This is a genomic window from Pseudomonas ekonensis (assembly GCF_019145435.1).
Taxonomy (GTDB): domain Bacteria; phylum Pseudomonadota; class Gammaproteobacteria; order Pseudomonadales; family Pseudomonadaceae; genus Aquipseudomonas; species Aquipseudomonas ekonensis.
The window spans coordinates 1,351,546-1,378,149 of sequence record NZ_JAHSTS010000002.1; the positions used below are offsets into that span (position 1 = coordinate 1,351,546).

Genomic DNA, 26,604 nt, shown 5'->3' on the forward strand with positions numbered 1-26,604 from the left:
AACATGGATTCATTTGGGGAAAACCTCCAGCAACCGTGGCGCTATCTTTTCCAGCGGACGGATTTCCACGGCCGCGTCGATCGCCGCCGCGGCCTTGGGCATCCCGTACACCGCACTGCTTTGCTGATCCTGGGCGATGGTCAAATAACCCTGCTGACGCATGAGCTTAAGCCCTTGGGCCCCGTCGCGTCCCATTCCGGTCAATAAAACCCCGACGGCGTCACCGTTCCAGAAGTTGGCCACGCTCTCGAAGAACACGTCGATCGAGGGCCGGTAGATCTCGTTGACCGGCTCTGCGGTGTAGGCCAGGGTGCCGTTCTTCAGCAGGCGGATATGGTGATTGGTGCCCGCCAGCAGCACCGCGCCGGCCTGCGGCGGCTCGCCCTCGCGGGCCAGGCGCACGTCCAGGCCGCTGGCGCTGGCCAGCCATTCGGCCATGCCGGCGGCGAACACCTGGTCGACATGCTGCACCAGCACGATGGCGGCGGAAAAGGTGCGCGGCAGGCCCTTGAGCAAGACTTCCAGCGCCGCCGGCCCGCCCGCGGACGAGCCGATGGCCACCAGCCGGTTGCGCGACGCCGAACTGCGCTGGGGCGTCTGCGCCGGGCGCGAGCGGGCCGTGCGCTCACCGATCAGCCAGCCGATGTTGAGGATCTTGCGCAGCAGCGGCGCCGCCGCTTCCTGGGCGTTGCCGGCGCCCAGGGCCGGGGTGTCGACCACATCCAGCGCGCCGTGGCCCATGGCCTCGAACACCCGGTGCACGTTCTGCTGGCGGTCGACCGTGACGATGACGATGGCGCACGGGGTTTCGGCCATGATCCGCCGGGTGGCCTCGACGCCGTCCATCACCGGCATGATCAGGTCCATCAGGATCAGGTCCGGGGTGTTCTCCGCGCACAGCCGCACCGCCTCGGCGCCGTTGCCGGCGACCCACAGCACCTGGTGCGCCGGCTCGAACGCCAGCGCCCGGCGCAGGGCCTCCACCGCCAGGGGCATGTCATTGACGATTGCGATCCTCATGCCCGTGCCCCTCCGATGAGTTCGACCACTGCATCGAGCAGGGCGTCGTCATGAAAACTGGCCTTGGCCAGATAATAGTCGGCCCCGGCGTCCAGCCCGCGGCGACGGTCCTCTTCGCGATCCTTGTAGGACACCACCATCACCGGCAGCGATTGCAGACGGTTGTCGCGCCGCAGCAGGGTGACCAGTTCGATGCCGTCCATGCGCGGCATGTCGATGTCGGTGATCAGCAGATCGAAGTCTTCGGAGCGCAGGGCGTTCCAGCCGTCCATGCCGTCGACCGCCACCGCCACGTCGTAGCCGCGGTTGAGCAGCAGCTTGCGCTGCAGTTCGCGCACCGTCAGCGAGTCGTCGACCACCAGGATGCGCTTGCGCGCCGCTTCCGCCGCCTGGCCGCCGTGGCGGGCGATGCGCTCCAGGCGCCCGGTGTTGAGCAGCTTGTCCACCGACCGCAGCATGTCCTCGACATCGACGATCAGCACCACCGAACCGTCGTCGAGCAAGGCCCCGGACGAGATGTCCTGCACCTTGCCCAGACGTTCGTCCAGCGGCAGCACCACCAGCGTGCGCTCGCCGATGAAGCGTTCCACCGCCACGCCGTAGATGGTGTCGCGCTCGCGGATCACCACGACCTTGAGGGTGTCGCCGCTGTTCTGGCTGGCCGGACGCTGCAGCAGCTGGCTGGCGGCGACCAGGCCGACATGGCGGCCTTCGTGCCAGAAGTGCTGGCGCCCTTCGACCTGCACGATGTCTTCCGGCGCCAGATCGCACATGCGCTCGATGTGCGCCAGCGGAAAGGCATAGGCCTCGTCGCCGACTTCCACCACCAGGCTGCGCACCACCGACAGGGTCAGCGGCACCTCCAGATGGAAGCGGCTGCCCTCGCCCGCCACCTGCTCCAGCACCACGGCGCCGCGCAACTGGCGCACCATGTGCTGCACCGCGTCGAGGCCGACGCCGCGGCCGGAGACCTCGGTGACCTTGTCCCGCAGGCTGAACCCCGGCAGGAACAGGAACGTCAGCAGCTCCTCTTCGCTCAACTGGGCGGCGGTCTCGGCCGGCGACAGCTGGCGTTCGACGATGCTGCGGCGCACCTTGTCCAGGTCCACGCCGTTGCCGTCGTCGCTCAGTTCCAGCACCAGCAGCCCGGCCTGGTGCGAGGCGCGCAGACGGATCAGGCCTTCTTCCGGCTTGCCCGCCAACAGGCGCTGCGCCGGGGTTTCGATGCCGTGGTCGACGGCGTTGCGCAGCAGGTGGGTCAGCGGCGCTTCGAGCTTTTCCAGCACGTCGCGGTCGACCTGGGTCTTCTCGCCCTCGACCTCCAGCCGCACCTGCTTGCCGAGGCTGCGGCCCAGGTCACGCACCATCCGCACCTGACCGGACAGCACATCGGCGAACGGCCGCATGCGGCAGGCCAGTGCCGTGTCGTACAAGACCTGGGCGCGCTGGCTGGCCTGCCAGGCGAACTCGTCAAGCTCGGCGTTTTTCTCCGCCAGCAACTGCTGGGACTCGGCCAGCAGGCGCCGCGCATCTTCCAGCGCTTCCTGGGCCTCCAGGCTCAGCGCATGTTCCTTGAGGTGCGCGTTGAGGCTTTCCAACGCCCGCAAACCGTTGTTCTGCATGCGTTTGAGGCGCTGCATGGTGGCCAGGTGCGGTTTCAGGCGCTGGGTCTCCACCAGGGACTTGCTCGACAGGTCCAGCAGGCTGTTCAGGCGTTCGGCGGTGACCCGCAGCACTCGCTCGCCGCCCTCGGCCGTGCGCTTGCCCTTGCGCGGGGCCGGGATCGGGGCCGACTCGGGCTCCACCGGTTCGGGCTGGGGCTGCGGAACCGGTGCAGATATCGCCGGCGCCACGGGCGGCGGCTCAAGCAGCCGTTCGGCCATGGGCGGCGGGGCTGAAACCACCGGCGCGCCGGCGGGGTCGATCAGGCGCCCCATCAAGGCCACATAGGCGTCGATGTCGGCGGGTTGCGGGGCGTTGGCCGGGTGGGCGATGCGCATCAGCAGGTCGGTGCCCTGCAGCAGCGCATCGATGTGTTCCGGGCGCAGGAACAGCCGCCCTTCCTGGGCGCTGACCAGGCAATCCTCCATCACATGGGCGACGCTGACGCCGCTGTCGATGCCGACGATCCGCGCCGCGCCCTTGAGCGAGTGGGCCGCGCGCATGCACGACTCCAACTGGTCGGCCTGGGTCGGATTGCGCTCCAGCGCCAGCAGCCCGGCGCTGAGCACCTGGGTCTGGGCCTCGGCTTCGAGGCTGAACAGCTCCAGCAGGGAGGCGTCGCGCATTTGCTCGGGGGTCATGTGAGGCTCCGGGTCACGGCGGACAGCAACTGTTCTTCATCCAGCCAACGCAGGCTGCGGCCCTTGAAGGGCAACACGCCCCGGGTGTACTTGGCGCCGGCCTGGGCGCCGGAGCGGGACGCGGCCTCGAGCAGGCGTTCGTCGATGGCATGGATCCCGTCCACTTCGTCCACCGGCACCACCACAGGTCCCCCCTGGGCGGCGATGATCAGCATGCGCGGCATGACCCGTGCGCCGGTGGCCGGGGCGGTGCCGGCCTCGAGGTCGAGCAGCTCCACCAGCGACAGGCATGCCACCAGCGCCCCGCGCACGTTGGCCACCCCGAGCAAGGCCCGGGAGCGCTGGTGCGGCAGGGAGTGGATCGCCTGCAGCGGCGCCACCTCCACCAGGCTGCGGGTGGCCAGGCCCAGCCATTCTTCGCCGAGGCGGAACATCAGCAGCGAACGGGTCTTGAGTTCGGATTCGACGGCGGTCGCCACCGGGTCGCGCTCGTCCTGCTGCAACGCGTAGCGGTCGAGCAGGCGCGTGGCGGCGTCGGAATACACCGTGCAGTTGCGGCAATGGATGTGTTCGTCCAGCAGCGGGCAGGACTTGTCGCCATGGATGCCGATGCGGTTCCAGCAATCGTCGATGGCCCGGGCGTCTTCATGGGTGACGTTCAAGGTGTCGGACGGGATCATCGTTTACGCTCACTGTCGGCGGAGCCGGCGCTGCGGGCCGCGCGCTCCTGCAATCGTCTGGCGCCTGCGCCGTCGCCCTGGGCCTGCAACAGGGCGGCCAGGTGCATCAGGGCTTCGGGGTGCTGCGGTTCGAGGTACAGCGCCTTGCGGTAATGGCCCTGGGCTTCGAGGGCGTTGCCGGCGACATCGCTGAGCAGGCCGAGCCAGTAGAACACCTGGGCCACGGGCTCATGGGTGCGCAAGTAGCGCTCGCACGCGGCGCGGGCCTCGGCGCTCTTGCCTTCGTTGGCCAGGCCGGCGATGTCCGCCAGCAAGGCCGATGCATCGGACGTGGTGTGTTTGCCGGCCACCGGCAACGGCGTCACCGGGGCGAACGGCCGCGGGCGCGCCGGCGCGGCAGGCGCGCTGCGGGCCGGCTGGCGCACCGGCGTCGGCGCCGGCAACGGGTGGATCCAGGTGGCCGGCAACGGTTCGGGCTGCGGGTCGTCCTGACGGCTGAAGGCGAACGACTGCGGGATGCCGATCGAGCGCATGCCCAACCGCCCCAGCAGGCTGCCCTCGGCCGGGCCGATGAACAGCACGCCGTCGACATGGGTCAGGCGCTTGAGCACTTCGAACACCAGCCGCTGGGTCGGTTGATCGAAGTAGATCAGCAGGTTGCGGCAGAACACGAAATCGAACGGCGGCTCGCCGGCCAGCAACGCCGGGTCGAGCACGTTGCCCGTCTGCCAGCGCACCTGTTCGCGCACCAGGTCATTGACCCGGTAACCCTCATGCTCCGGGCTGAAATGGCGGTCGCGGAACGCCAGGTCCTGGCCACGGAAGGAATTCTTGCCGTACAGCGCCCGCCGGGCCTTGTCCACCGACATCGGGCTGACGTCCATGCCGTCGACCTTGAACTGATGGGGCTTGAGCCCCGCGTCGAGCAAGGCCATGGCGATCGAATAGGGTTCCTCCCCCGTCGAACAGGGCAGGCTGAGGATGCGCAGCGCACGCATGCCGTTGAGGTCGGCCAGGCGCTTGCGCGCCAGCTTGCCCAGGGTGGCGAAGGATTCCGGGTAACGGAAGAACCACGTCTCGGGCACGATCACCGCTTCGATCAGCGCCTGCTGCTCGTCCCGCGAGCCTTGCAGGGTCTGCCAGTACTCCTCGGCGGTCGCCGACTGCGACAGGGTGATGCGCTGGCGCACGGCCCGCTCGATGATGGCCGGGCCCACCGACGCCACGTCCAGGCCGATGCGTTCCTTGAGGAAACCGAAGAACCGTTGATCGCCGCTCATGGGGCCTCCTCTAACCGCGCCGGATCCAGCGGCGGCGTCGGAAACAGCAACGCACGGACGCTGTCGTCCAGCAGGTCGGCCACCCGCACCCATTGCACCAGGCCCCGGGCATCCTCACGCACCGGGCCCAGGTAGGGCGCCTGGCGGTTGTCGAGGCCGTACGGCTGGAACTCGTCCGCGTTGCAGCGCAGGGTGTCGGTGGCCTGTTCCAGGATCAGCCCGAGCTTGCGCGCCGGCTGGGCCTCGTCCGGGCGGTAATGCACCAGCACCAGCCGCGTGCTGGTGCGGGCCTCGGCGGTGCGGCCGAACGTGAGGGCGCTGAGGTCGATCACCGGCACCACAACGCCGCGGTAGGCGAAAACCCCGGCCACCCAGTGCGGCGCACGGGCAATCGGCTTCAGCGGCAGGCGCGGCAGCACCTCCGCCACTTCGGTGGCGCGCAGGGCATAGCGCTCCTCGCCGATGCGGAACAGCAGGAACAGCGCCTGCCTCGTCACCGGCGCGACGCTGCGTTTGGCGGTGACTTCGCTCATCAGACTTTGAATCGCGACACGCCGCCGCGCAGGCCCACGGCCACCTGGCTCAGTTCGTCGATGGCGAAACTGGCCTGACGCAACGACTCGACGGTCTGGCTGCTGGCGTCGCCCAACTGCACCAGCGCGTGGTTGATCTGTTCGGCGCCGGTGGCCTGGGCCTGCATGCCTTCGTTGACCATCAGCACCCGAGGCGCCAGCGCCTGCACCTGATGGATGATCTGCGACAGCTGCTCGCCGACCTGCTGCACCTCGGCCATGCCCCGGCGCACTTCCTCAGAGAACTTGTCCATGCCCATCACCCCGGCGGACACCGCCGACTGGATCTCGCGCACCATCTGTTCGATGTCGTAGGTGGCGACGGCGGTCTGGTCGGCCAGGCGCCGCACTTCGGTGGCGACCACCGAGAAGCCGCGGCCGTATTCGCCGGCCTTCTCGGCCTCGATGGCCGCGTTGAGGGACAGCAGATTGGTCTGGTCGGCGACCTTGACGATGGTCACCACCACCTGGTTGATGTTGCCGGCCTTCTCGTTGAGGATCGCCAGCTTGGCGTTGACCAGGTCCGCGGCGCCCATCACCGAGTGCATGGTGTCTTCCATGCGCGCCAGGCCCTGCTGGCCGGAGCCGGCCAGCACCGAGGCCTGGTCGGCGGCGGTGGAGACCTCGGTCATGGTGCGCACCAGGTCACGCGAGGTGGCGGCGATCTCCCGCGAGGTCGCGCCGATCTCGGTGGTGGTGGCGGCGGTTTCGGTGGCGGTGGCCTGCTGCTGCTTGGAGGTGGCCGCGATCTCGGTCACCGAGGTGGTGACCTGCACCGACGAACGCTGGGCCTGGGACACCAGCGCGGTGAGCTCGGTCATCATGTCGTTGAAGCCGGTCTCCACCGCGCCGAACTCGTCCTTGCGGTCCAGGTTCAGACGGGTGCTGAGGTCACCGGTGCGCATGATCTCGAGGATGTCCACGATGCGGTTCATCGGCGCCATGATCGCGCGCATCAGCAACAGGCCGCAAAGGCCGGCGGCCAGCACCGCCACCAGCAGCGAGACGAACATGCTGACCTTGGCCGCCGCCACCGCGTCGTCGATGTTGTTCATGGCCTGGTCGGCGACTTTCTTGTTCTCGCTGATGATGTCGTTGAGCTTCATGCGCCCGCCGACCCACGCCGGGGTCAGCTTCTCGTTGAACAGCTTGATCGCCTCGGCCTCGAGGTTGCGCTTGTGCAGGTCCAGCACGGCATCCTGGATCTTCATGTAGTTGTCGTGATCCTTCTCGAAGGCGGTGAACTCGATCCGGTCTTCGTCGGTGGTCACGGTATTGCGGTAGTTGGCCATCTGCTCCTGCAGGCGGGCCTCGAACGACTTGTAGTCCGCCGCGTCTTCGGCGCTGACGCCCTCGCCCTCTTTCAGGCCCAGCAGTTCCTGGGTCTGCAGGTAACTGTCGACCCAGGCGCCGCGAATCATCGAGCTGTAGTAGACGCCGGGAATCGCGTCGTCGCGCACGCTGTTTTCGCTGGCCTCGATCTTCAGCAGACGTGAGTACGAGACGACCACCATGAGCAGCATGATGGCGATAATCACCGCAAAGCTCGCCAAAATGCGTTGGCGCAACGTCCAGTTCTTCACAGTGATTCCTCGTGCCTAGGTCGAAATGCGGGGGAGTATAGCTGAGGGCGGTGTCTCATTTATAAGACGCTTTGCCGCGCTCAGGCCTGCCGGTGCTGAATCGGTACAGGCATCGGGAGGGACTTTCCGGCAAGCGGGGGAAGACGCACCAGTGGCGGAGTGGCAAAAAGGGGCGATGGATCGGCCATTTCCGTCATGCATGGCTCACCCGATGATGGCTAACGGCCTTGCTGCGCAACTTTTTGCGCAGTCAAACCGGGAAATTGCCTGCCGACGTCGCCGCAGCCCCCGCCCACCGCACGCTACGGCCAAGTGCGCAACTTCTTGCGCACCACTGCGCAACTATTTGCGCACTTTGCGCAAGAACCGGCAGGCGCAACGACGCAAGGATCCTGCTTGTATTACATAAGGTTTTGATTACCGGCGGTTTTATATCGGCTGGCATGGAAGTTGATGCCTGCACCGACGCGCCGTCCGGCAATCACGCCGTCCGGTTTTGCCTTTTCAAGCAAGGAGAGCTACCCCATGGCAACCCCCGCGTACATGTCCATCACCGGCGAAAAGCAAGGCCTGATCACCGCTGGCGCATTCACCTCCGACTCCGTGGGCAACACCTTCCAGGAAGGCCACGAAGACGAAGTGATGGTGCAGGCGTTCCACCACGACGTGATCATCCCGCGCGACCCGCAGTCCGGCCAGCCGACCGGCCAGCGCGTTCACAAGCCGGTGAAAATCACCAAGGTGTTCGACAAGGCCTCGCCCCTGCTGCAAGCGGCCCTGACGTCCGGCGAGCGCCTGAGCAAAGTCGAAATCAAATGGTTCCGCACCTCGGCCCAAGGCACTCAGGAGCACTACTACACCACCGTTCTGGAAGACGCGATCCTCGTGTCCGCCAAGGACTACATGCACAACTGCCAGGATCCGGCCACCGCGTGCTTCACCCACCTGGAAGACATCGAGATGACCTACCGCAAGATCACCTGGACCCACGAAGTGTCCGGCACTTCCGGCTCCGATGACTGGCGCGCTCCGGTCGTCTGAGGACGGCTGACCGTCAATGCGCCCCTGCCTTGGGGCCGGGGCGTGCCAGACTGAAGGGATTTCGCAGGGATCGGCCCGACCGGCGCATGGATCTGCATCGTCGAACGCGGGCGCCGCCACGTTTTCAATCAGGGAGCAGTCGAATGCGTCAAAGGGATTTGCGGTTCACCTTCTCGGTGCTGTCCGGCCAACTGGAGTTCGAGGTTGTCGAGTTCACGCTGGAGGAGGCCCTCTGCGAACCCTTCTGTCTGACGGTGGAACTCGCCAGCTACAACAGCGCCATCGACTTCGGCCAGGTGCTCGATCACCCGGCGTTGCTCACGATCTGGCAAGGCGCCACGCCGGTGCGTTACGTACATGGCCTGGTCTCGAGCTTCACCCAGGGCAAGACCGGTTTTCGCCGCACCCGCTACCGGGCGGTCATCGAACCGCAACTGGCCCGCCTGGCGCTGAACTCCGACTGGCGGATCTACCAGCAAAAGACCGTGCCAGAGATCCTCAAGTCCGTGCTGACCGAGCACGGGATCATGAACCATGAGCAAAACATCAACGTAGAGCACTTGCCCCGCGAATACTGCGTTCAGGCCGGCGACACGGATCTCTACTTCTTCGACCGGCTCTCGGCCGAGGAAGGCCTCTTCTACTACTTCAAGTTCGACGAAAGCACACACACCCTCACCCACGCCGACAAGCTGTATGTCCAGGAGCGCATCCCGGGCGGGCCGGTGCGCTACTCGCCGCAGCCGGTCGCGGACGCCGAACACCCGGGCATCTACACCTTCACCTATACCGAAAGCGTCCGCACGACCGAACAGACCCAACGGGACTACACCTTCAAACGTCCGGTGTACGACCAGGAGCACAATCTCGTCGGCGACGGGCTGCAGCGCACGGATCAAGGCTATGAGCGCTACGACTATCCGGGGCGCTACAAGGTCAGCTCCGTCGGCAAGGCCTTTACCGAAACCCGCCTTCGCGGCCATCGCCGCGACGCCCACCTCGCCGTCGTGGAAGGCGACGACCCGCGTCTGCTGCCAGGCTTTTCCTTCGAACTCGCCGAACATCCCGGCGCACAGTTCAACCGCTGGTGGCGGACGGTCAGGGTCACCCACAAAGGCGTGCAGCACGCCAGCCAGCAGGAAGAGTCGGCCGATGCGCCAATGGGCGTCAGCTATGACTACACCGCCGAGATCGTCCGGGAAGAAACGGAGTGGCGACCCGAGCCGATGCCCAAACCCCGGATCGACGGCCCGCAGGTCGCGAACGTGGTCGGCCCTGAGGGAGAGGAAATCCATTGCGACGAATGGGGACGGGTGAAAGTCCAGTTCCCCTGGGACCGGGAAGGCGAGAACGATGAGTTCAGCACCTGCTGGATCAGGGTCTCGCAGAACTGGGCCGGCGCCGATTGGGGCCACATGGCGATTCCGCGCATCGGACAGGAAGTGATCGTCGACTACCTCGACGGTGACTGCGATCAACCGATCGTGACCGGGCGAACCTACCGTGCGACCAACGCGCCGCCCTACCGGCTGCCCGACCACAAGATCCTCAGCACCATCAAGAGCAAGGAATACAAGGGCAACCGCGCGAACGAACTGCGGATCGACGACACCACCAAGCAGATCAGCGCCGCCTTGATGAGCGATCACGGCAGCACCGCGTTGCACCTGGGCTACCTGACCCATCCGCGTCCGAACGGCGGAGAGCCCCGCGGGGAAGGCTTCGAACTGCGCACCGACGAGCACGGTGCCCTGCGCGCCGCCAAGGGCTTGCTGCTGAGCACCGAAGAGCAGCTGAACGCCAACGGCGGGCACCTGCACCGGGCGACGGCCGTCCAGGTGCTGGAGGCGGCGCTGCAACTGGCGAAGGAACTGGGCGACTACGCCCAGGAGCATCAAGGGGTGAACCATGACACCGGGCAGCAGAAGACCCTCAGCGAAGCGGTGCGCGACCTGGGGCACGGCGCCAACGACGAGTCGGGCAAGGCCAACGGCGGCAACCCGGCGCTCGCCCTGAGCGGTCAGGCGGGCATCGCGGCCGCCTCCCCCGCCAACCTGACCCTGGCCGCCGGCGGGCACATCGATGCGGTCGCGCAACAGAACCAGCAGTTCACCTCAGGGCAGAAGTTCGTGATCAACGCCGGGGCGGACCTGGGGCTGTTCGCGCAAAGCGGCGAAATGCGCCACATCACCCATCAAGGGCCGATGCTGCTGCAGGCCCAGCAGGACACCATCCGCGTGGAGGCCGACCAGAGCGTCGAGATCAGCGCCAGCAACCAGCATGTGGTCGTCAGCGCCAAAGAGCACATCACGCTGACCTGCGCCGGCGCCTACCTCACGCTCAAGGGCGGCAACATCGAGCTGGGCATGCCCGGCAACTTCACCGTCAAGGCCGCCAAGCACAGCCTGGTCGGCCCGGCCCATGCCTCCACCACCTTCAACACCTGGGAGCAGACGCCGTTCAATGAACGGGTGCGCGTCGTGCGCAACGGCAACCCGTTGCCCAACTACCGCTACGCGATGACGCGGGCGGACGGCGCCAGGATCGAAGGGGTGACGGACGGCGACGGCTGGGCCGCCCTGCAGCAGGGGCTGACGACCGAGGGCTATGAGTTCCATCTGCTCGGGCCTGCCGAATGATCAGGCGCGAGCGTTCCCTTCACCCGGTGACGGTGCCCCTTACCGCAAACGAACAGATGCCTAGGCAGGGAGAGCCTGAATGAGCGAACCGACAAGGCCGGTGCCCACCCAGATCGGGCCCGACGGCAACGTGACCGCCCGCGTGACCATGAGCCCCAGCGCCAACACCGTGCGCGCGGAACTCAACGCACCGCCCGACCATGCGATTCCCGTCATCTTCGTGCCCGGGATCATGGGCAGCCCGCTGATGTCGACGGGCCCCGCCGCCACGCTTCTGGGCGAAGACAACCGTTGGGCCTGGTTTCCCGACGATCCGAAGGGCTGGATCGCCGGACTCACCCGATGGAAGAGCTACAACAGCCTGACGCCGCTCGAGCGCAAACAGTTGCTCGATCCCCAGCAGACCCGGGCGTTTTCGGCCCCGGAGGACGCCGACCGGGAAACGCTGGCCAAATTCGTCAATACCCTGCCCGTCCAGGAAGCCAGGAACCGCGGGTGGGGTTCAGTGTCCCTCGACTCCTACGGGCCGATCCTGAACTTCCTGGAAGCCCAGCTGCGCTTCATCCAGACGCCGGAAGGCAAGCCCTACCCCGGCGTGATGGCCGCCGTACCGCACTCCGCATCGATCTGGGGCGACCTCAAAGGCTACAGTCCCCTGAAACCCGAAGCCCTGAAGGCAGCGGCGGAATTCCGCTATCCCGTGTACGCGGTGGGCTACAACTGGCTCAACTCCAACGCTCAGGCGGCGGATTACCTGGCCGGCAAGATCCGGGCGACCCTTGAGCGCTGCCGCAAGGAACTGAACGTCAAATGCGAGCACGGCGTGATCCTGGTCACCCATTCGATGGGCGGACTCGTCGCACGCATGTGCGCCAAGCGCAATCCCGAGCTGATCCAGGGGGTGGTGCACGGCGTCCAGCCCGCCATCGGTGCGGCGACCGCCTACCGGCGCGTGCGCGCCGGATGGGAGGACTTCAAAGGCGCCGTCGGACTCGGCGGAACGGGCAAGAAAATCATGCCCATTTTCGCCAACGCCGCCGGGCCGTTGGAACTGCTGCCGAACCAGCGCTACGGAGAAGGCTGGCTGAGGGCGACGTGCGACGGCAAAGAGCTGTTCCGGATGCCCAACGGCACGGATCCGTACACCCAGATCTACCTGAAGCAGAATGCCTGGTGGCGGCTGATGAACGCCGCCTGGATCAACCCCACCGGCAACACGACCCAGGCCACCCTCGTCAGCGCCTGGAGCAACTACGAACGGATGCTGGGACACGCCAAGGCCTTTCACGCCTCGCTGGGCGATTACTACCATCCGAACAGTTTTGTCCACTACGGCTCCGACCCCGGCCACCAGGCGTTCCACCGTGTCACCTGGGCGGTGACGCCCGGCTTCATCCCGTCCGGACGCCCAGGCGTACCGCCCACCCTGCTGCCGGCCCCTTCCCGCGAACAGGCAATCGCCCTGCGCCTGACCGGAGACACCCATGAGGGCCGCGCATGGATGGTCAACGACGTCGGGGAAAAGTCCTGGATCAACCGGCAAGGCAGCGCAGTCATCCATGACAGCCGGGGCGACGGCTACCGTGCCGACATCCAGGATCAGGACCAGGCCGGCGACGGCACCGTCCCTGCGCACGCGGCTGAAGACGCCGCGGAAAAAGCCGTGTTCGCGGCGCGCATGACCGGCTACGACCACCAGGGTTCCTACAAGAACCGCAACGTGCAGAACCTCACGCTGTACTCGGTTCTGCGCATAGGCGCCACCGCCAGGAAGCTGCCGGCATGACCGCCCGCCGCCACCTGGCGAACACCATCCTTTTCGTTTCAATACTGGGGGGCGCTTCCTTTGGCTGGAGCCATTGGCGCCCGTCCCAGACAGACCGGAGCCCTGTGATGACCGAGTTGACCCGGAACGTGCAGACCCACTGCGTCGGCCGCCTGCTGATCGACCTGCCGGAGGGAACGACCTGGAACGCCACCGCCAGCAGCGCCCGGCTGGGCGACCTGACGCTTGTCGTGGAAACGGACGTCAGCCAGGCCCGCTACGACGAACTGATCGAGCAGCGCTGGCAAGCGGTGCAGGCCGTCAAGGCCGACGACAACGGCAGGCCCTGGCAGCAGGCACCCGAACGGCTTTCGACAGCCGAGGGAGGCACCCTCTTCGTCTACGGGTTCGAGCGCGTGGAGGGCTTGGCCGAGGACGACGAGACCGTCGTGCAGAAACTCTTCCACCAGGCGGAAGGCTACCTGTGGCGCGACGGCACGCTGTTCAAGGTCGCACCGGCGCTCAATGCAAAGAACGCCATCGCCCGGCTGTTTCCGAGGCTGCATGCCCGGGCCGGGGACGACGTGCCGACCCGTCCCGGCCTCTGCTTGAGCAATGCCTTTGTGGACGGCTATTTCGATCCGGCCAGAGGGGAGCAGGAAGAGGTGAGCTGGGGCTTTGCCCTGCCCCGCAACCTGGGGCTGGTGGTGAGGCACGCCACCGTGTGGGAACCGGGGCCGTCCATGCTCCAACGGCGCCGCGAGGCGGACAAGGAAAGCGCAGGCCTGATCGCCCGGATCCTGGCCGAGCCCGGCGTCGTCGCCGGGCGCAAGGAATACCGGGCCGAAGAGCGCAGGGTCGGTGAGCTGACAGGCGAGGAATACGTCATGGGCGGCACAGAAGGAGTCGAACCCCAGGTCTTCAAAACCAACATCGGCGGCGAATGGGACTTCGGCGGGCACGCAGCGCCGTCGCCGCTGCCCGGCATCAATCTGGGCATGGGCACAAGCTTTCGGACAACACGGCAGCCACCGGCACTGGGGGATTTTCCCGAACGGGCCGACGCCCCGGACGGCCCGACCGAAACCGAGTTCTTCGAAGTCTGGGACGCCATCGTCGAGAGCGTGCGCCTACGCCCGTCGGCCCTTACCCCACCGCCGCCGGGCGGAGCGCCTGTCGCTCCGGATCCGGTCGTCTCCACGGTTGTCAGCAAGCCAGGCGGCGGCGATTATGTGCTCGAGGAGTTTCTTACCGGCGTGCCGCCGACCCAGGACTGGATGGACAAGCTTTAGGGGCTGTCGGGAATCCGGGCCGGCCGCACACTCAGACACGGACATGGACGGACATCCGATGCCACAACACGCTGCACTCCCTGAACAGAACGGGCGATCCGGCCTCCTGGTCACCTCGTTTCTCATCGTTTTCTTCGGCCTGCTGCTCATGCTGCTGCGCATCGCCCAGCAGGAGTACGTCATGGCCATCGGCGCCGTCTGGGTGGCCAACGCGCTGACGATGGCGGTGCATGCGCTGTACTGGAAACGCCACGGACTGCGCGGGGCCTTGAAGATCGGCGTCGCGGCCCAATTCGCCGTCACCGTCGCACCGCTGCTGTTCGGCAAGACAGGGCTGGCATTGGTCTTGCTGATGCTGGGCGCAGAGATCCACTACTGGTAGGGCGCCCGCTCAGAGAAGCCGCCAATCCGCGCATCCATTCACGCAAACCAACCAGGCAACCGATATGGACATCATTCGACTCGGCGACTCCACAAGCCATGGCGGCACAGTGATCGAAGCCTTCGGCCATACCGACCTGAACGGCAAACCCATGGCCGGCGTGGGGCACAAAGTCGATTGCCCCAAGTGCAAAGGCAAGTTCCCGATCACCGAGGGAAGCGCCACGCTGGATGTCGACGGCGTGCCTGTGGCCCTGCACGGCATGAAGACCGAATGCGGCGCCAGCCTGATCGCCAGCGGCCCCAACGGGGACGCAGACAAATAGCCGCCTCGCGCATCGGGCGACCGCGCCCATTCGCCTGTCGCCCGTCGCCTTCGGCCCCTTACGCCGCCCCGACCTGCCTCTCAAGCTCCAGCTTCAACCCCGGCTCAAGCCCCAACTGCCGTGCGAGCTCGTCCAGGTACGCCTTCTCCATGAAGTTCTCCTCATCCACCATCATCACGCTGGCGATGTACATCTGCGCCGCCATCTCCGGCGTGCCGGCGGCGCGGGCGACGTCGGCGGGGTCGAGGGGTTTGTTGAGTTCGGCGTGCAGCCAGTGGCGCAGGGTCTGGTCGTTGTCGAGCCTGGCGAATTCGCCCTCGATCAGTTGACGTTCGCGCTCATCGACATGGCCGTCGGCCTTGGCGGCGGCGACCAGCGCCTTGAGGATGGCCTGGCTGTGCTGTTCGGCCTGGGCCGGCGGCAGGCGGTCGAGGGTCTGCGGTTCGGTTTCCGGCGCCCGGCCCTGCTGGGCGTTCCAGTTGCCGTAGGCCTTGTAGGCGATCACGCCGAGCGCGGCGAGGCCACCGTAGAGCGCGACCTTGCCGCCGACCTTGCGCGCCTTTTTGCTCCCCAGCAAAAGGCCCATCGCCCCGGCGGCCAGCGCGCCGCCGCCCGCGCCGGACAGCAAGCCGCCGAGTCCGCCGGCCGCCGCTTTGCCCTGCCCTGCGCCGGCTTTGTCCTGCAGCAGCGCCTGGCCGGACTTGAGCAGTTGATCGAGCAATCCACGGGTGTTCATGTTCCGCCTCCAAAACAGGGACTTTCCAGATCGGTAAGGCCTTGAGCCTAGTTCGAAAGTGCCCGGCGCCGGCCCCCGAGAGTGCTTCCGGATGTTGCGCGCCGGGCAGCCTCCCTTCGCGAAAACCGATATACACTCGGGGCAATCGATAAAAACAGCCCACCGGGTAGGCCTTCATGATGACCCTGCGTCAGATCCGCCATTTCATCGCCGTGGCCGAGACCGGCTCGATCTCCGCCGCCGCGCAGACCGCATTCATTTCCCAGTCGACCCTGACCCTGGCCATCCAGCAACTGGAGGAAGAAATCGGCGTCAGCCTGTTCAACCGCCACGCCAAGGGCATGACGCTCACTCACCAGGGCCACCAGTTCCTGCGCCAGGCGCACCTGATCCTGGCGACGGTGGACAACGCCAAGCGCAGCCTGCAGCAGAGCACCGACCAGGTGGCCGGGCAACTGACCGTCGGCGTGACCAGCCTGGTGGCCGGCTACTACCTGGCGGACCTGCTCACCCGCTTCCAGCGCGCCTGCCCCAATGTCGAGATCCGGGTGATGGAGGACGAGCGGCCGTACATCGAGCACTTGCTGGTCAGCGGCGAAATCGATGTGGGCGTGCTGATCCTGTCCAACCTGGAAGACCGCCACGCCTTGCAGACCGAAGTGCTGACCCACTCGCCCCACCGCCTCTGGCTGCCGGCCCAGCACCCTTTGCTGGAGCACGACAGCATCAACCTGGCCGACGTGGCCCGCGAGCCGCTGATCCAGCTGAACGTCGACGAGATGGACCGCAACGCCCAGCGCCTGTGGCGGGGCGCCGGGCTGCAACCCAAAGTCACCCTCAGGACCGCCTCGACCGAGGCGGTGCGCAGCCTGGTGGCGGCAGGGCTCGGCGTGTCGATCCAGCCGGACATGACCTACCGCCCGTGGTCGCTGGAGGGCGACATCATCGAAGCGCGGCCCGTCGCCGACCTCAGCCAGACCCTCGACGTCGGCCTGGCCTGGCGGCGCGGCACCGCCCGCCCGGCGTTGGTCGATCCGTTCCTGACCGTGGCCCGCGAGCAACCCCACGGCGGCCGCAAGCCATCTATTTAATCGAATGCCACCTTCAGTATTTAGAATTTGTCGACCCCGGAGCCGCGCACTAGTCTTGCCGCATCCATAAGACGTTCGGCTCCCGGTCACAGGGAGTGCCATGAACCCACAAAAAAAGAGATCACGGAAAATGGCTGGCGCGCAGACCCCGATGTGTACCGCGTTGCTGATCGACGGCGAACTGGTCGCAGGCCAGGGTTTCGTCGAACCGATCCTCAACCCGGCCACCGGTGAAGTCCTGACCCGGATCGCCGAGGCCAGCACCGAGCAGGTCGAAGCCGCCATCCTCGCCGCCCACCGCGCCTTCGGCGAATGGTCGCGCACCACCCCGCAGCAACGTTCCGGCCTGCTGCTGGCCATCGCCGACGCCGTCGAAAGGCACGCCGACCACCTCGCCCGCCTCGAAGCCCTGAACTGCGGCAAGCCGCTGCACCTGGCCCGCCAGGACGACTTGAGCGCCACCGTCGATGTGTTCCGCTTCTTCGCCGGCGCGGTGCGCTGCCAGACCGGCCAGCTCAGCGGCGAGTACATGCCCGGCTACACCAGCATGGTGCGCCGCGACCCGCTCGGCGTGGTGGCATCGATTGCGCCGTGGAACTACCCGATCATGATGGCCGCGTGGAAGATCGCCCCGGCCCTGGCCGCCGGCAACACGCTGGTGTTCAAGCCGTCCGAGCACACGCCGCTGTCGATCCTGGCCCTGGCGCCGGCGTTGGCCGAGATCCTGCCGCGCGGGGTGATCAACATCATCTGCGGCGGCGGCGAAGGGGTCGGCAGCCATCTGGTCGGCCACCCGAAGGTGCGCATGGTGTCGCTGACCGGCGACATCGTCACCGGGCAGAAAATCCTTCAGGCCGCCGCCAAGACCCTCAAGCGCACGCATCTTGAATTGGGCGGCAAGGCCCCGGTGATCGTCTGCGACGACGCCGACCTCAAGGCCGTGGTCGAAGGCGTGCGCACCTACGGCTACTACAACGCCGGCCAGGACTGCACCGCCGCCTGCCGGATCTACGCCCAGGCCGGCATCCACGACAGGCTGGTGGCCGAACTCGGCGCCGCCGTCGGCAGCCTGCGCTTCGCCGGCAAGCGCGACGCCGACAACGAGATCGGCCCGCTGATCAGCACCCGCCAGCGCGACCGGGTGGCCAGCTTCGTCGAACGCGCCCTCGGCCAGCCGCACATCGAGCGGGTGACCGGCGCGGCGGTGCATTCCGGGCCCGGCTTCTTCTATCAGCCGACCTTGCTGGCCGGCTGCCGGCAGAGCGACGAGATCGTCCAGCGCGAAGTGTTCGGCCCGGTGGTGACCGTCACCCGCTTCGACGAACTGGCGCAGGCGGTGGACTGGGCCAACGACTCCGAATACGGCCTGGCCTCGTCGGTGTGGACGCAGAACCTGGACAAGGCCATGCAGGTCGCTGCACGGCTGCAATACGGCTGCACCTGGATCAACAGCCATTTCATGCTGGTCAGCGAAATGCCCCACGGCGGCCTCAAGCGCTCCGGTTACGGCAAAGACCTGTCCAGCGACTCGCTGCAGGACTACAGCGTGGTGCGGCACATTATGGCCCGGCATGGCCGGGAGCTTTAAGCGGTGAGCGATAAGCGACAAGCCGCAAGCGATAAGCGATAAGCGATAAGCGGCAAGCGGCAAGCGGCAAGCGGCAAGCGACAAGCGGTGAGCCACAAGCCGCAAGCCCGAAGCGGATCGCTGTCACTTGCCGCTTGCAGCTCCAGGCTTGCAGCTACTCTCAACCCATACCAACAAACATAAAGAGAGGTTTTCCATGTTCGTGCACAAGACCGCACTGCTCAGTGCAATCACCACGGCCCTGCTGGCCAGCGCCGGTGTGCAGGCCGCCGAACCGCTGAAGGCCGTCGGCGCCGGCGAAGGCCAGCTCGACATCGTCGCCTGGCCGGGCTACATCGAGCGCGGCGAAAGCGACAAGGCCTACGACTGGGTGACCGGCTTCGAGAAGGAAACCGGCTGCAAGGTCAACGTGAAGACCGCCGCCACCTCCGACGAGATGGTCAGCCTGATGGCCAAGGGCGGCTACGACCTGGTGACCGCGTCCGGCGACGCCTCCCTGCGGCTGATCGTCGGCAAGCGTGTGCAGCCGATCAACACCGCGCTGATCCCGAACTGGAAGAACCTCGACCCGCGCCTCAAGGACGCCCCTTGGTACGTGGTCAACAAACAGACCTTCGGCACCCCGTACCAGTGGGGCCCGAACGTGCTGATGTACAACACCAACGTGTTCAAGACCGCGCCGACCAGCTGGAACGTGGTGTTCGCCGAACAGGACCTGCCCGACGGCAAGCCGAACAAGGGCCGCGTGCAGGCCTACGACGGCCCGATCTACATCGCCGACGCGGCGCTGTACCTCAAGACCGCCAAGCCCGAACTGGGCATCAAGGATCCGTACCAGCTCACCGAAGACCAGTACAAGGCCGTGCTTGAGTTGCTGCGCGCCCAGCAGAAGCTGATCCACCGCTACTGGCACGACGCGACCGTGCAGATGAGCGACTTCAAGAACGAAGGCGTGGCGGCGTCCAGTTCCTGGCCGTACCAGGTCAACGGGCTGACGACCGACAAGCAGCCGATCGCCTCGACCATTCCGAAGGAAGGCGCCACCGGCTGGGCCGACACCACCATGCTGCACAGCGAGGCCAAGCACCCCAACTGCGCCTATAAGTGGATGGACTGGTCGCTGCAACCGAAGGTCCAGGGCGACGTGGCCGCCTGGTTCGGCTCGTTGCCGGCGGTGCCGGCGGCGTGCAAGGAAAGCGAACTGCTCGGCGCCGAAGGCTGCAAGACCAACGGCTTCGACCAGTTCGACAAGATCGCCTTCTGGAAGACCCCGCAGGCCGAGGGCGGCAAGTTCGTGCCGTACAGCCGCTGGACCCAGGACTACATCGCGATCATGGGCGGCCGCTGAGCCCCGTCTCCCTGGCGGGCGCCCGGCCCGCCAGGGAACCTCGTGGCGAGGGGGCCCGCTCCCGTCCGGCGGCGCGGCCGTCGTGAATCCCGTTTCCCCGGCGGGAGCAAGCGCCCTCGCCGCCGATGCCGTTGCCTGATCGCAAACCGTGCAGATTTTCAGAAGTCCAGGCCGGGCCGCTGTGACGGCCCTCGCCTTCCCGGAGTACCGCACCATGACGCTTGCAGTCCAGTTCACCAACGTTTCCCGCACCTTCGGCGACGTGAAGGCCGTTGACCGGGTCTCCATCGATATCCAGGACGGCGAGTTCTTTTCCATGCTCGGCCCTTCCGGCTCAGGCAAGACCACCTGCCTGCGCCTGATCGCCGGGTTCGAGCAGCCGAGCGCCGGTTCGATCCGCATCCACGGCGCCGAAGCCGCCGGGCTGCCGCCGTACCAGCGCGACGTCAACACCGTGTTCCAGGATTACGCGCTGTTTCCGCACATGAACGTGCGGGACAACGTCGCCTACGGCCTGAAGGTCAAGGGCGTGGGCAAGACCGAACGCCACCAGCGCGCCGAAGAGGCCCTGGAGATGGTCGCCCTCGGCGGCTACGGCGAGCGCAAGCCGGTGCAGCTGTCCGGCGGCCAGCGCCAGCGCGTCGCCCTCGCCCGCGCCCTGGTCAACCGTCCCCGGGTGCTGCTGCTCGACGAGCCCTTGGGCGCCCTCGACCTCAAGCTGCGCGAGCAGATGCAGAGCGAGCTGAAAAAGCTGCAGCGCCAGCTCGGCATCACCTTCATCTTCGTCACCCACGACCAGACCGAAGCGCTGTCGATGTCCGACCGCGTGGCCGTGTTCAACAAGGGCCGGATCGAACAGGTCGACACCCCGCGCAACCTGTACATGAAACCGACCACCACCTTCGTCGCCGAATTCGTCGGCACCTCCAACGTGATCCGCGGCGACCTGGCCCGCCAGCTCAGCGGCCATCCGCAGCCGTTCTCGATCCGCCCGGAGCACGTACGCTTCGCCGAAGGACCGCTGGCCGGCCACGAGATCGAAGTCAGCGGCCTGCTCCACGACATCCAGTACCAGGGCAGCGCCACCCGCTATGAACTGAAACTGGACAACGGCCAGACCCTGAGCGTCAGCCAGGCCAACAGCCAGTGGACCGACCTGGGCACGCAGCACCGCACCGGCCAGCGCATCAGCGCACGCTGGGCGCGGGAGGCGATGATCCCGCTGCACGACACCGTCGCGGGCGGGGTGTGAGATGAACACCATGGTTCTGCCCCGGACGGCGCCGCTGCGCAGGGTGTCCGACCTGCTGTACCGCAAGCCCAACCTGTACCTGTCGCTGCTGCTGGTGCCGCCGCTGCTGTGGTTCGGCGCGATCTACCTGGGCTCGCTGCTGATGCTGCTGTGGCAGGGTTTCTACACCTTCGACGACTTCACCATGGCGGTCACCCCCGACCTGACCCTGGCCAACTTCGCGGCGCTGTTCCAGCCGTCGAACTTCGACATCATCCTGCGCACCCTGAGCATGGCGATCGCCGTGTCGGTGGCCAGCGCGGTCGTGGCGTTCCCGATCGCCTACTACATGGCGCGCTACACCACCGGCAAGACCAAGGCGTTCTTCTACATCGCGGTGATGATGCCGATGTGGGCCAGCTACATCGTCAAGGCCTACGCCTGGACGCTGCTGCTGGCCAAGGGCGGCGTGGCGCAGTGGTTCGTCCAGCACCTGGGCCTGGAACCGCTGCTGCAGGTGATCCTCGGGATTCCCGGCGTGGGCGGCAGCACGTTGTCCACCTCGCACCTGGGCCGGTTCATGGTGTTCGTCTACATCTGGCTGCCGTTCATGATCCTGCCGATCCAGGCCTCGCTGGAGCGCCTGCCGCCGTCGCTGCTGCAGGCCTCCGCCGACCTCGGCGCCAAGCCGCGCCAGACCTTCATGCAGGTGATCCTGCCGCTGTCGGTGCCGGGCATCGCCGCCGGCTCGATCTTCACGTTTTCCCTGACCCTGGGCGACTTCATCGTGCCGCAGCTGGTGGGCCCGCCGGGCTATTTCGTCGGCAGCATGGTCTACGCCCAGCAAGGCGCCATCGGCAACATGCCCATGGCCGCGGCGTTCACCCTGGTGCCGATCGTGCTGATCGCGGTCTACCTGTCCATCGTCAAACGCCTGGGGGCCTTCGATGCACTCTGAAAAAGCGTCCCTGGGTTTGCGCGCAGCCGCCTGGGGCGGGTTGGCGTTCCTGCACTTCCCGATCCTGATCATCTTCCTCTACGCCTTCAACACCGAAGACGCAGCGTTCAGCTTTCCGCCCAAGGGCTTCACCCTGCACTGGTTCAGCGTGGCCTTCGGGCGGCCCGACGTGCTGGAGGCGATCAAGCTGTCGCTGCAGATCGCGGCCATTGCCACGCTGATCGCGCTGGTGCTCGGCACCCTGGCGTCGGCGGCGCTGTACCGCCGGGACTTCTTCGGCAAGCAGGGCATTTCGCTGATGCTGATCCTGCCGATCGCACTGCCGGGGATCATCACCGGGATCGCGCTGCTGGCGACCTTCAAGACGCTGGGGATCGAGCCGGGGATGTTCACCATCGTCACCGGCCACGCGACCTTCTGCGTGGTGATCGTCTACAACAACGTCATCGCCCGCCTGCGCCGCACGTCCCACAGCCTGATCGAGGCGTCGATGGACCTGGGCGCCGACGGCTGGCAGACCTTCCGCTACATCATCCTGCCCAACCTGGGCTCGGCGCTGCTCGCCGGCGGCATGCTGGCGTTCGCCCTGTCGTTCGACGAAATCATCGTCACCACCTTCACCGCAGGCCACGAACGCACCCTGCCCCTGTGGCTGCTCAACCAGCTCAGCCGCCCGCGGGACGTGCCGGTGACCAACGTCGTGGCGATGCTGGTGATGCTGGTGACCATGCTGCCGATCCTGGGCGCCTACTACCTGACCCGGGGCGGCGAGAGCGTGGCGGGCAGCGGCGGCAAATGAACACCCGACAGACGCGCCCCAATCCACAAGGGATCACTGGGATTGAGCAGAACAACAAAAGTGCTAGAGAGGACATGACCATGCAAACGCAACTCCTGATCAACGGCCAGCTCGTCACCGGCGAAGGCCCGGCGCAACCGGTGCTCAACCCCGCCGTAGGCGACGTGCTGGCGCAGATCAACGAAGCCACCGAGGCCCAGGTCGATGCCGCCGTGCGCGCCGCCGATGCCGCCTTCGCCGCGTGGTCGCAGACCACCCCGAAAGACCGTTCGCTGCTGCTGCTCAAACTCGCCGACGCCATCGAAGCCCACGGCGAGGAACTGGCGAAGCTGGAATCGGACAACTGCGGCAAGCCCTACAGCGCCGCCCTGAACGACGAGATCCCGGCGATCGCCGACGTGTTCCGCTTCTTCGCCGGCGCCAGCCGTTGCCTGAGCGGCTCGGCCGGCGGCGAATACCTGCCCGGCCACACCTCGATGATCCGCCGCGACCCGGTGGGCGTGATCGCCTCCATCGCGCCATGGAACTACCCGCTGATGATGGTCGCCTGGAAGATCGCCCCGGCCCTCGCCGCCGGCAACACCGTGGTGCTCAAGCCGTCGGAGCAGACCCCGCTGACCGCGCTGCGCCTGGCCCAGCTGGCGTCGGACATCTTCCCGGCCGGCGTGCTCAACCTGGTGTTCGGCCGCGGGCCGAGCGTCGGCCAGCCGCTGGTCACTCACCCGAAAGTGCGCATGGTGTCGCTGACCGGCTCCATCGCCACCGGCGCCCACATCATCAGCGACACCGCCGAGAGCGTTAAACGCATGCACATGGAGCTGGGCGGCAAGGCCCCGGTGATCATCTTCGACGACGCCGACATCGACGCCGCCGTCGAAGGCATCCGCACCTTCGGCTTCTACAACGCCGGCCAGGACTGCACCGCCGCGTGCCGCATCTACGCGCAGCAAGGCATCTACGACAAGTTCGTCGAGAAGCTCGGCGCCGCGGTCAGCACCATCAAGCATGGCTTGCAGAGCGATCCTTCCACCGAACTGGGCCCGCTGATCACCGCCCAGCACCGCGACCGCGTGGCCGGGTTCGTCGAGCGTGCGGTGGCGCAGCCGCACATCCGGCTGGTCACCGGCGGCAAGAAGGTCGAGGGCAACGGCTTCTTCTTCGAGCCGACGGTGCTGGCCGACGTGCAGCAGGACGACGAAATCGTGCGCCGCGAGGTGTTCGGCCCGGTGGTGTCGGTGACCAGGTTCACCGACGAGGCCCAGGCGCTGGAATGGGCCAACGATTCGGACTACGGCCTGGCGTCCTCTGTATGGACGGCGGATGTAGGACGCGCCCATCGCCTGTCCGCCCGTTTGCAGTACGGCTGCACCTGGGTGAATACCCACTTCATGCTCGTCAGCGAAATGCCCCACGGCGGTCAGAAACTGTCCGGCTACGGCAAGGACATGTCCATGTACGGGCTGGAGGACTACACCACGGTTCGGCATGTGATGTTCAAGCACTAAAAGCATCGCTGGCAAGCCAGCTCCCACAAGGTTCAGTGCAGCTCTTGTGGGAGCTGCGGTGCGACGATTCGACTTGCCAGCGATGGAGTCACCTCGGTTTCAGGAAGGAAACCGGCATTACGCACCACCAGGCATTCAAAACAATAACTACCGATCCGGGCGGCGCTCACCAAGCCCCGCCACGGTTTCGGCCATCCGGAATCTGCCGGTTTCACGGAGCAAACACACATGAGCGCGTCACCCGATCTCTCAGCCGCCGTCGCCGACAGCGATGCCGAACAGCTGCGTCAGTTGGGCTACACCTCCAACTTCAAACGCAGCATGAGCCTGTGGGAAAACTTCGCCCTGGGCTTCACCTACCTGTCGCCGGTCGTCGGCGTGTACACCCTGTTCGGCCTGTGCCTGGCGGCCGGCGGGCCGCCGATGTTCTGGGCCTACCTGCTGGTGGGCTGCGGCCAGTTGCTGGTGTGTCTGATCTTCGGCGAAGTGGTCTCGCAGTTCCCGATCTCCGGCGGCGTCTACCCGTGGGCCCGGCGCCTGGTGGGCAAGAAATGGGCATGGATGGTCGGCTGGATCTACTCCATCGCCCTGTGCGTGACCATCGCGGCGGTGGCGGTGGGCGCCGGCCCTTACCTGGCGGCCATGATGGGCTTCGAGCCGAGCAACAACACCAACATCGTCATCGCCCTGGCGCTCACGCTGTTCGCCACGCTGGTCAACCTCAGCGGCACCAAGACCCTGGCGCGCATCGCCATGTTCGGCTTCCTCTGCGAACTGGTCGGCGCGGTGATCGTCGGCGTGTACCTGCTGATCTTCGAACGCCACCAGTCGCTCGGCGTGCTGTTCGACACGTTCGACATCCGCGTCGACGGCTCCTACCTGCCGGCCTTCCTCACCGCCTCGCTGGCGGGGATGTTCCTCTACTACGGCTTCGAGGCCTGCGGCGACGTCGCCGAAGAGACCCCGAACCCGAGCAAGCGGATCCCGGTGGCCATGCGCATGACCATCTACATCGGCGGCATCGCGGCGATGTTCGCCTGCCTTGCGCTGATCCTCGCCGTGCCGGACATGCAGGCGGTGATCAACGGCACCGACAAAGACCCTGTCACCACCATCCTCAACAACGCCTTCGGCCCGGTGGGCTCGAAAGTGGTGATGGGCGTGGTGATGATTTCCTTCATCTCCTGCGTCATCAGCCTGCAAGCGGCGGCGAGCCGTCTGCTGTACTCCTACGCCCGTGACGAGATGGTGATCGGCAGCCGACTGCTGAAACGGATTTCTCCCACGACCCAGGTTCCGGTGGCGGCGCTGTTCGTGTCCGGCGTCCTGCCCGGCCTGATCATCGCCTTGGGCTTCTTCCTGCAAGACGCCGTGGCCACCATCGTCAGCTTCGCCGCCATCGGCATCTACCTGGCGTTCCAGATGATCGTGCTGGCGGCGCTGTACGCACGGAGCAAAGGCTGGAGGCCTGGCGGCAAGTTCACCCTCGGCGCCTGGGGCTGGCCGGTGAACATCGGCGCGCTGGTCTACGGCGTCGGGGCCATCGTCAACATGGCCTGGCCGCGCACGCCGGACGCGGCGTGGTACATCAACTACGCGATGGTGCTCAGCACCGCGGTCGTGGTGGGGCTGGGGCTGCTGTACATGTGGATCGGCAAGCCGTACGACCACGGCAAGGCGCCGGCCGGGGATGCGTGGAAGGTGGGACGCTGAAGTCAATCGCCCCGCAGCGGTGGAGGCTGCGGGGCGGTCTTTCGGGACGACTCATTTTTCGCAACACAATCAGGCGCGCTGAGACGGCAACGGCCGCTACAGTTTCGTCAGCCGTCGCACGCTCCCCGGTTGACGCTGGCACCACTCCGTCATGCCTGATATCCGCGAACGGGTGGTGAGCCGGTATCCCTTCGTAGCGCCTTACCGGTTGGTGCAAGGCCAGGTACAGGTGCTGCGCATTCTGCACCAACGCACAGAACGCCCACAGGATTGGTGAACCCGCCGCGCCGGGCGCGGCGGGTTGCCTTGCAGCTCAGAATCGCGAAACGCTGCGCATCGCGTCCACCAGGTAACGCATCGCGATCCGGTCGCTTTCCGACAGCTCGCGGTAGCGCTCCACCAGTTTCAGTTCCTCGGAGCTGAGCCTGCGTCTTCGCCGGCTGCCCAGGCAGGGAAAGATGCCCAACATTTCGGTGATGCCTTGTGCTTTTGCCATGGACGATGTCCTTCTCCAATACGTCAAAGAATTTCCTGAAAACCGCATCGCCCTGCTCCCTTCAGGAGCGATCTGAGCCCCCGCCGGCCCGACGGACCGTGGCCGGCCATGCCCCTAGGATAGAAATTTAATCGGCGCTGGAAAGCGGTTTTTAGAGTAATTAATCGAAAAAAGCAGAAATGCCCTCTAAATCAGAAAACCCTGTCGGACAAATTAACCGTAACGTCTTGTTTCATTGAGACGCTAGCGCCGTGCTA

22 protein-coding genes are annotated in these 26,604 nt (G+C 66.4%); 14 read left to right on the forward strand and 8 right to left on the reverse strand.

The window, feature by feature from the left end; all coding sequences use genetic code 11:
* Window positions 1-9: 9 nt before the first annotated feature.
* From KVG96_RS19295 to KVG96_RS19320, 6 genes are read right to left on the reverse strand one after another with little or no spacing between them, the layout of a single operon-like run.
* Window positions 10-1,020, reverse strand: a complete 1,011-nt coding sequence (locus KVG96_RS19295; RefSeq protein WP_217893491.1) for a chemotaxis response regulator protein-glutamate methylesterase — start codon at window positions 1,018-1,020, stop codon at window positions 10-12.
* Window positions 1,017-3,323, reverse strand: coding sequence for a hybrid sensor histidine kinase/response regulator (locus KVG96_RS19300; protein WP_217893492.1), 2,307 nt, complete (start codon window positions 3,321-3,323; stop codon window positions 1,017-1,019). Before KVG96_RS19300 ends, KVG96_RS19295 begins: the two co-directional genes overlap by 4 nt.
* Window positions 3,320-4,003, reverse strand: a complete 684-nt coding sequence (locus KVG96_RS19305; protein WP_217893493.1) for a chemotaxis protein CheW — start codon at window positions 4,001-4,003, stop codon at window positions 3,320-3,322. Before KVG96_RS19305 ends, KVG96_RS19300 begins: the two co-directional genes overlap by 4 nt.
* A complete protein-coding gene (locus KVG96_RS19310) occupies window positions 4,000-5,283 on the reverse strand; it encodes a CheR family methyltransferase (protein WP_217893494.1) in 1,284 nt (427 codons plus the stop codon). Before KVG96_RS19310 ends, KVG96_RS19305 begins: the two co-directional genes overlap by 4 nt.
* Window positions 5,280-5,816: a chemotaxis protein CheW gene (locus KVG96_RS19315; protein ID WP_217893495.1), complete on the reverse strand. Its 537-nt coding sequence runs from the start codon at window positions 5,814-5,816 to the stop codon at window positions 5,280-5,282. Before KVG96_RS19315 ends, KVG96_RS19310 begins: the two co-directional genes overlap by 4 nt.
* Window positions 5,816-7,438: a methyl-accepting chemotaxis protein gene (locus KVG96_RS19320; protein WP_217893496.1), complete on the reverse strand. Its 1,623-nt coding sequence runs from the start codon at window positions 7,436-7,438 to the stop codon at window positions 5,816-5,818. The genes KVG96_RS19315 and KVG96_RS19320 overlap by 1 nt, the downstream gene beginning before the upstream one ends.
* Window positions 7,439-7,963: 525 nt before the next feature.
* On the opposite strand from KVG96_RS19320, the gene KVG96_RS19325 reads away from it, so the two are divergent.
* From KVG96_RS19325 to KVG96_RS19350, 6 genes are all read left to right on the forward strand, one after another.
* Complete coding sequence (locus KVG96_RS19325) at window positions 7,964-8,479, forward strand: Hcp family type VI secretion system effector (RefSeq protein WP_217893497.1); 516 nt, start codon at window positions 7,964-7,966, stop codon at window positions 8,477-8,479.
* 143 nt (window positions 8,480-8,622) lie between these two features.
* Entirely contained in the window at window positions 8,623-11,118 is a 2,496-nt protein-coding gene (locus KVG96_RS19330) for a type VI secretion system Vgr family protein (RefSeq protein ID WP_217893498.1), read from the forward strand.
* 79 nt (window positions 11,119-11,197) lie between these two features.
* Window positions 11,198-12,904, forward strand: coding sequence for an esterase/lipase family protein (locus KVG96_RS19335; RefSeq protein ID WP_217893499.1), 1,707 nt, complete (start codon window positions 11,198-11,200; stop codon window positions 12,902-12,904).
* Window positions 12,905-13,011: 107 nt separating this feature from the next.
* On the forward strand, window positions 13,012-14,175 hold the full coding sequence (locus tag KVG96_RS19340; protein ID WP_217893500.1) for a T6SS immunity protein Tli4 family protein: 1,164 nt from the start codon (window positions 13,012-13,014) through the stop codon (window positions 14,173-14,175).
* Between the two features lie 58 nt (window positions 14,176-14,233).
* Entirely contained in the window at window positions 14,234-14,557 is a 324-nt protein-coding gene (locus KVG96_RS19345; protein ID WP_217893501.1) for a hypothetical protein, read from the forward strand.
* Between the two features lie 64 nt (window positions 14,558-14,621).
* Window positions 14,622-14,882, forward strand: a complete 261-nt coding sequence (locus KVG96_RS19350) for a PAAR domain-containing protein (protein ID WP_217893502.1) — start codon at window positions 14,622-14,624, stop codon at window positions 14,880-14,882.
* Between the two features lie 58 nt (window positions 14,883-14,940).
* On the opposite strand, the gene KVG96_RS19355 is transcribed toward KVG96_RS19350, so the two are convergent.
* On the reverse strand, window positions 14,941-15,618 hold the full coding sequence (locus tag KVG96_RS19355) for a tellurite resistance TerB family protein (RefSeq protein WP_217893503.1): 678 nt from the start codon (window positions 15,616-15,618) through the stop codon (window positions 14,941-14,943).
* Window positions 15,619-15,794: 176 nt separating this feature from the next.
* Between KVG96_RS19355 and KVG96_RS19360 the strand changes: the two genes are divergently transcribed.
* The 8 genes from KVG96_RS19360 (at window position 15,795) to KVG96_RS19395 (ending at window position 25,851) form a co-directional block, all read left to right on the forward strand.
* Window positions 15,795-16,709 carry a LysR family transcriptional regulator gene (locus KVG96_RS19360; RefSeq protein ID WP_217893504.1) on the forward strand — a complete coding sequence of 305 codons (915 nt, stop codon included), beginning with the start codon at window positions 15,795-15,797 and terminating at the stop codon, window positions 16,707-16,709.
* 100 nt (window positions 16,710-16,809) lie between these two features.
* Window positions 16,810-18,297, forward strand: a complete 1,488-nt coding sequence (locus KVG96_RS19365; protein ID WP_217893505.1) for a gamma-aminobutyraldehyde dehydrogenase — start codon at window positions 16,810-16,812, stop codon at window positions 18,295-18,297.
* Between the two features lie 196 nt (window positions 18,298-18,493).
* Window positions 18,494-19,645, forward strand: coding sequence for a putative ABC transporter substrate-binding protein YdcS (gene ydcS, locus KVG96_RS19370; RefSeq protein WP_217893506.1), 1,152 nt, complete (start codon window positions 18,494-18,496; stop codon window positions 19,643-19,645).
* A 214-nt stretch (window positions 19,646-19,859) separates the two neighbouring features.
* On the forward strand, window positions 19,860-20,897 hold the full coding sequence (locus KVG96_RS19375) for an ABC transporter ATP-binding protein (RefSeq protein WP_217893507.1): 1,038 nt from the start codon (window positions 19,860-19,862) through the stop codon (window positions 20,895-20,897).
* 1 nt (window position 20,898) lies between these two features.
* Window positions 20,899-21,834 carry an ABC transporter permease gene (locus KVG96_RS19380; protein WP_217893508.1) on the forward strand — a complete coding sequence of 312 codons (936 nt, stop codon included), beginning with the start codon at window positions 20,899-20,901 and terminating at the stop codon, window positions 21,832-21,834.
* Window positions 21,824-22,633, forward strand: a complete 810-nt coding sequence (locus KVG96_RS19385) for an ABC transporter permease (protein ID WP_085581276.1) — start codon at window positions 21,824-21,826, stop codon at window positions 22,631-22,633. Before KVG96_RS19380 ends, KVG96_RS19385 begins: the two co-directional genes overlap by 11 nt.
* An 80-nt stretch (window positions 22,634-22,713) precedes the next feature.
* Entirely contained in the window at window positions 22,714-24,138 is a 1,425-nt protein-coding gene (locus KVG96_RS19390) for a gamma-aminobutyraldehyde dehydrogenase (protein WP_217893509.1), read from the forward strand.
* 228 nt (window positions 24,139-24,366) lie between these two features.
* A complete protein-coding gene (locus KVG96_RS19395) occupies window positions 24,367-25,851 on the forward strand; it encodes an APC family permease (RefSeq protein WP_217893510.1) in 1,485 nt (494 codons plus the stop codon).
* 313 nt (window positions 25,852-26,164) lie between these two features.
* Here the strand turns inward: KVG96_RS19395 and KVG96_RS19400 are convergent, their stop codons facing one another.
* Complete coding sequence (locus tag KVG96_RS19400; RefSeq protein WP_085581272.1) at window positions 26,165-26,347, reverse strand: hypothetical protein; 183 nt, start codon at window positions 26,345-26,347, stop codon at window positions 26,165-26,167.
* Window positions 26,348-26,604: the final 257 nt, after the last annotated feature.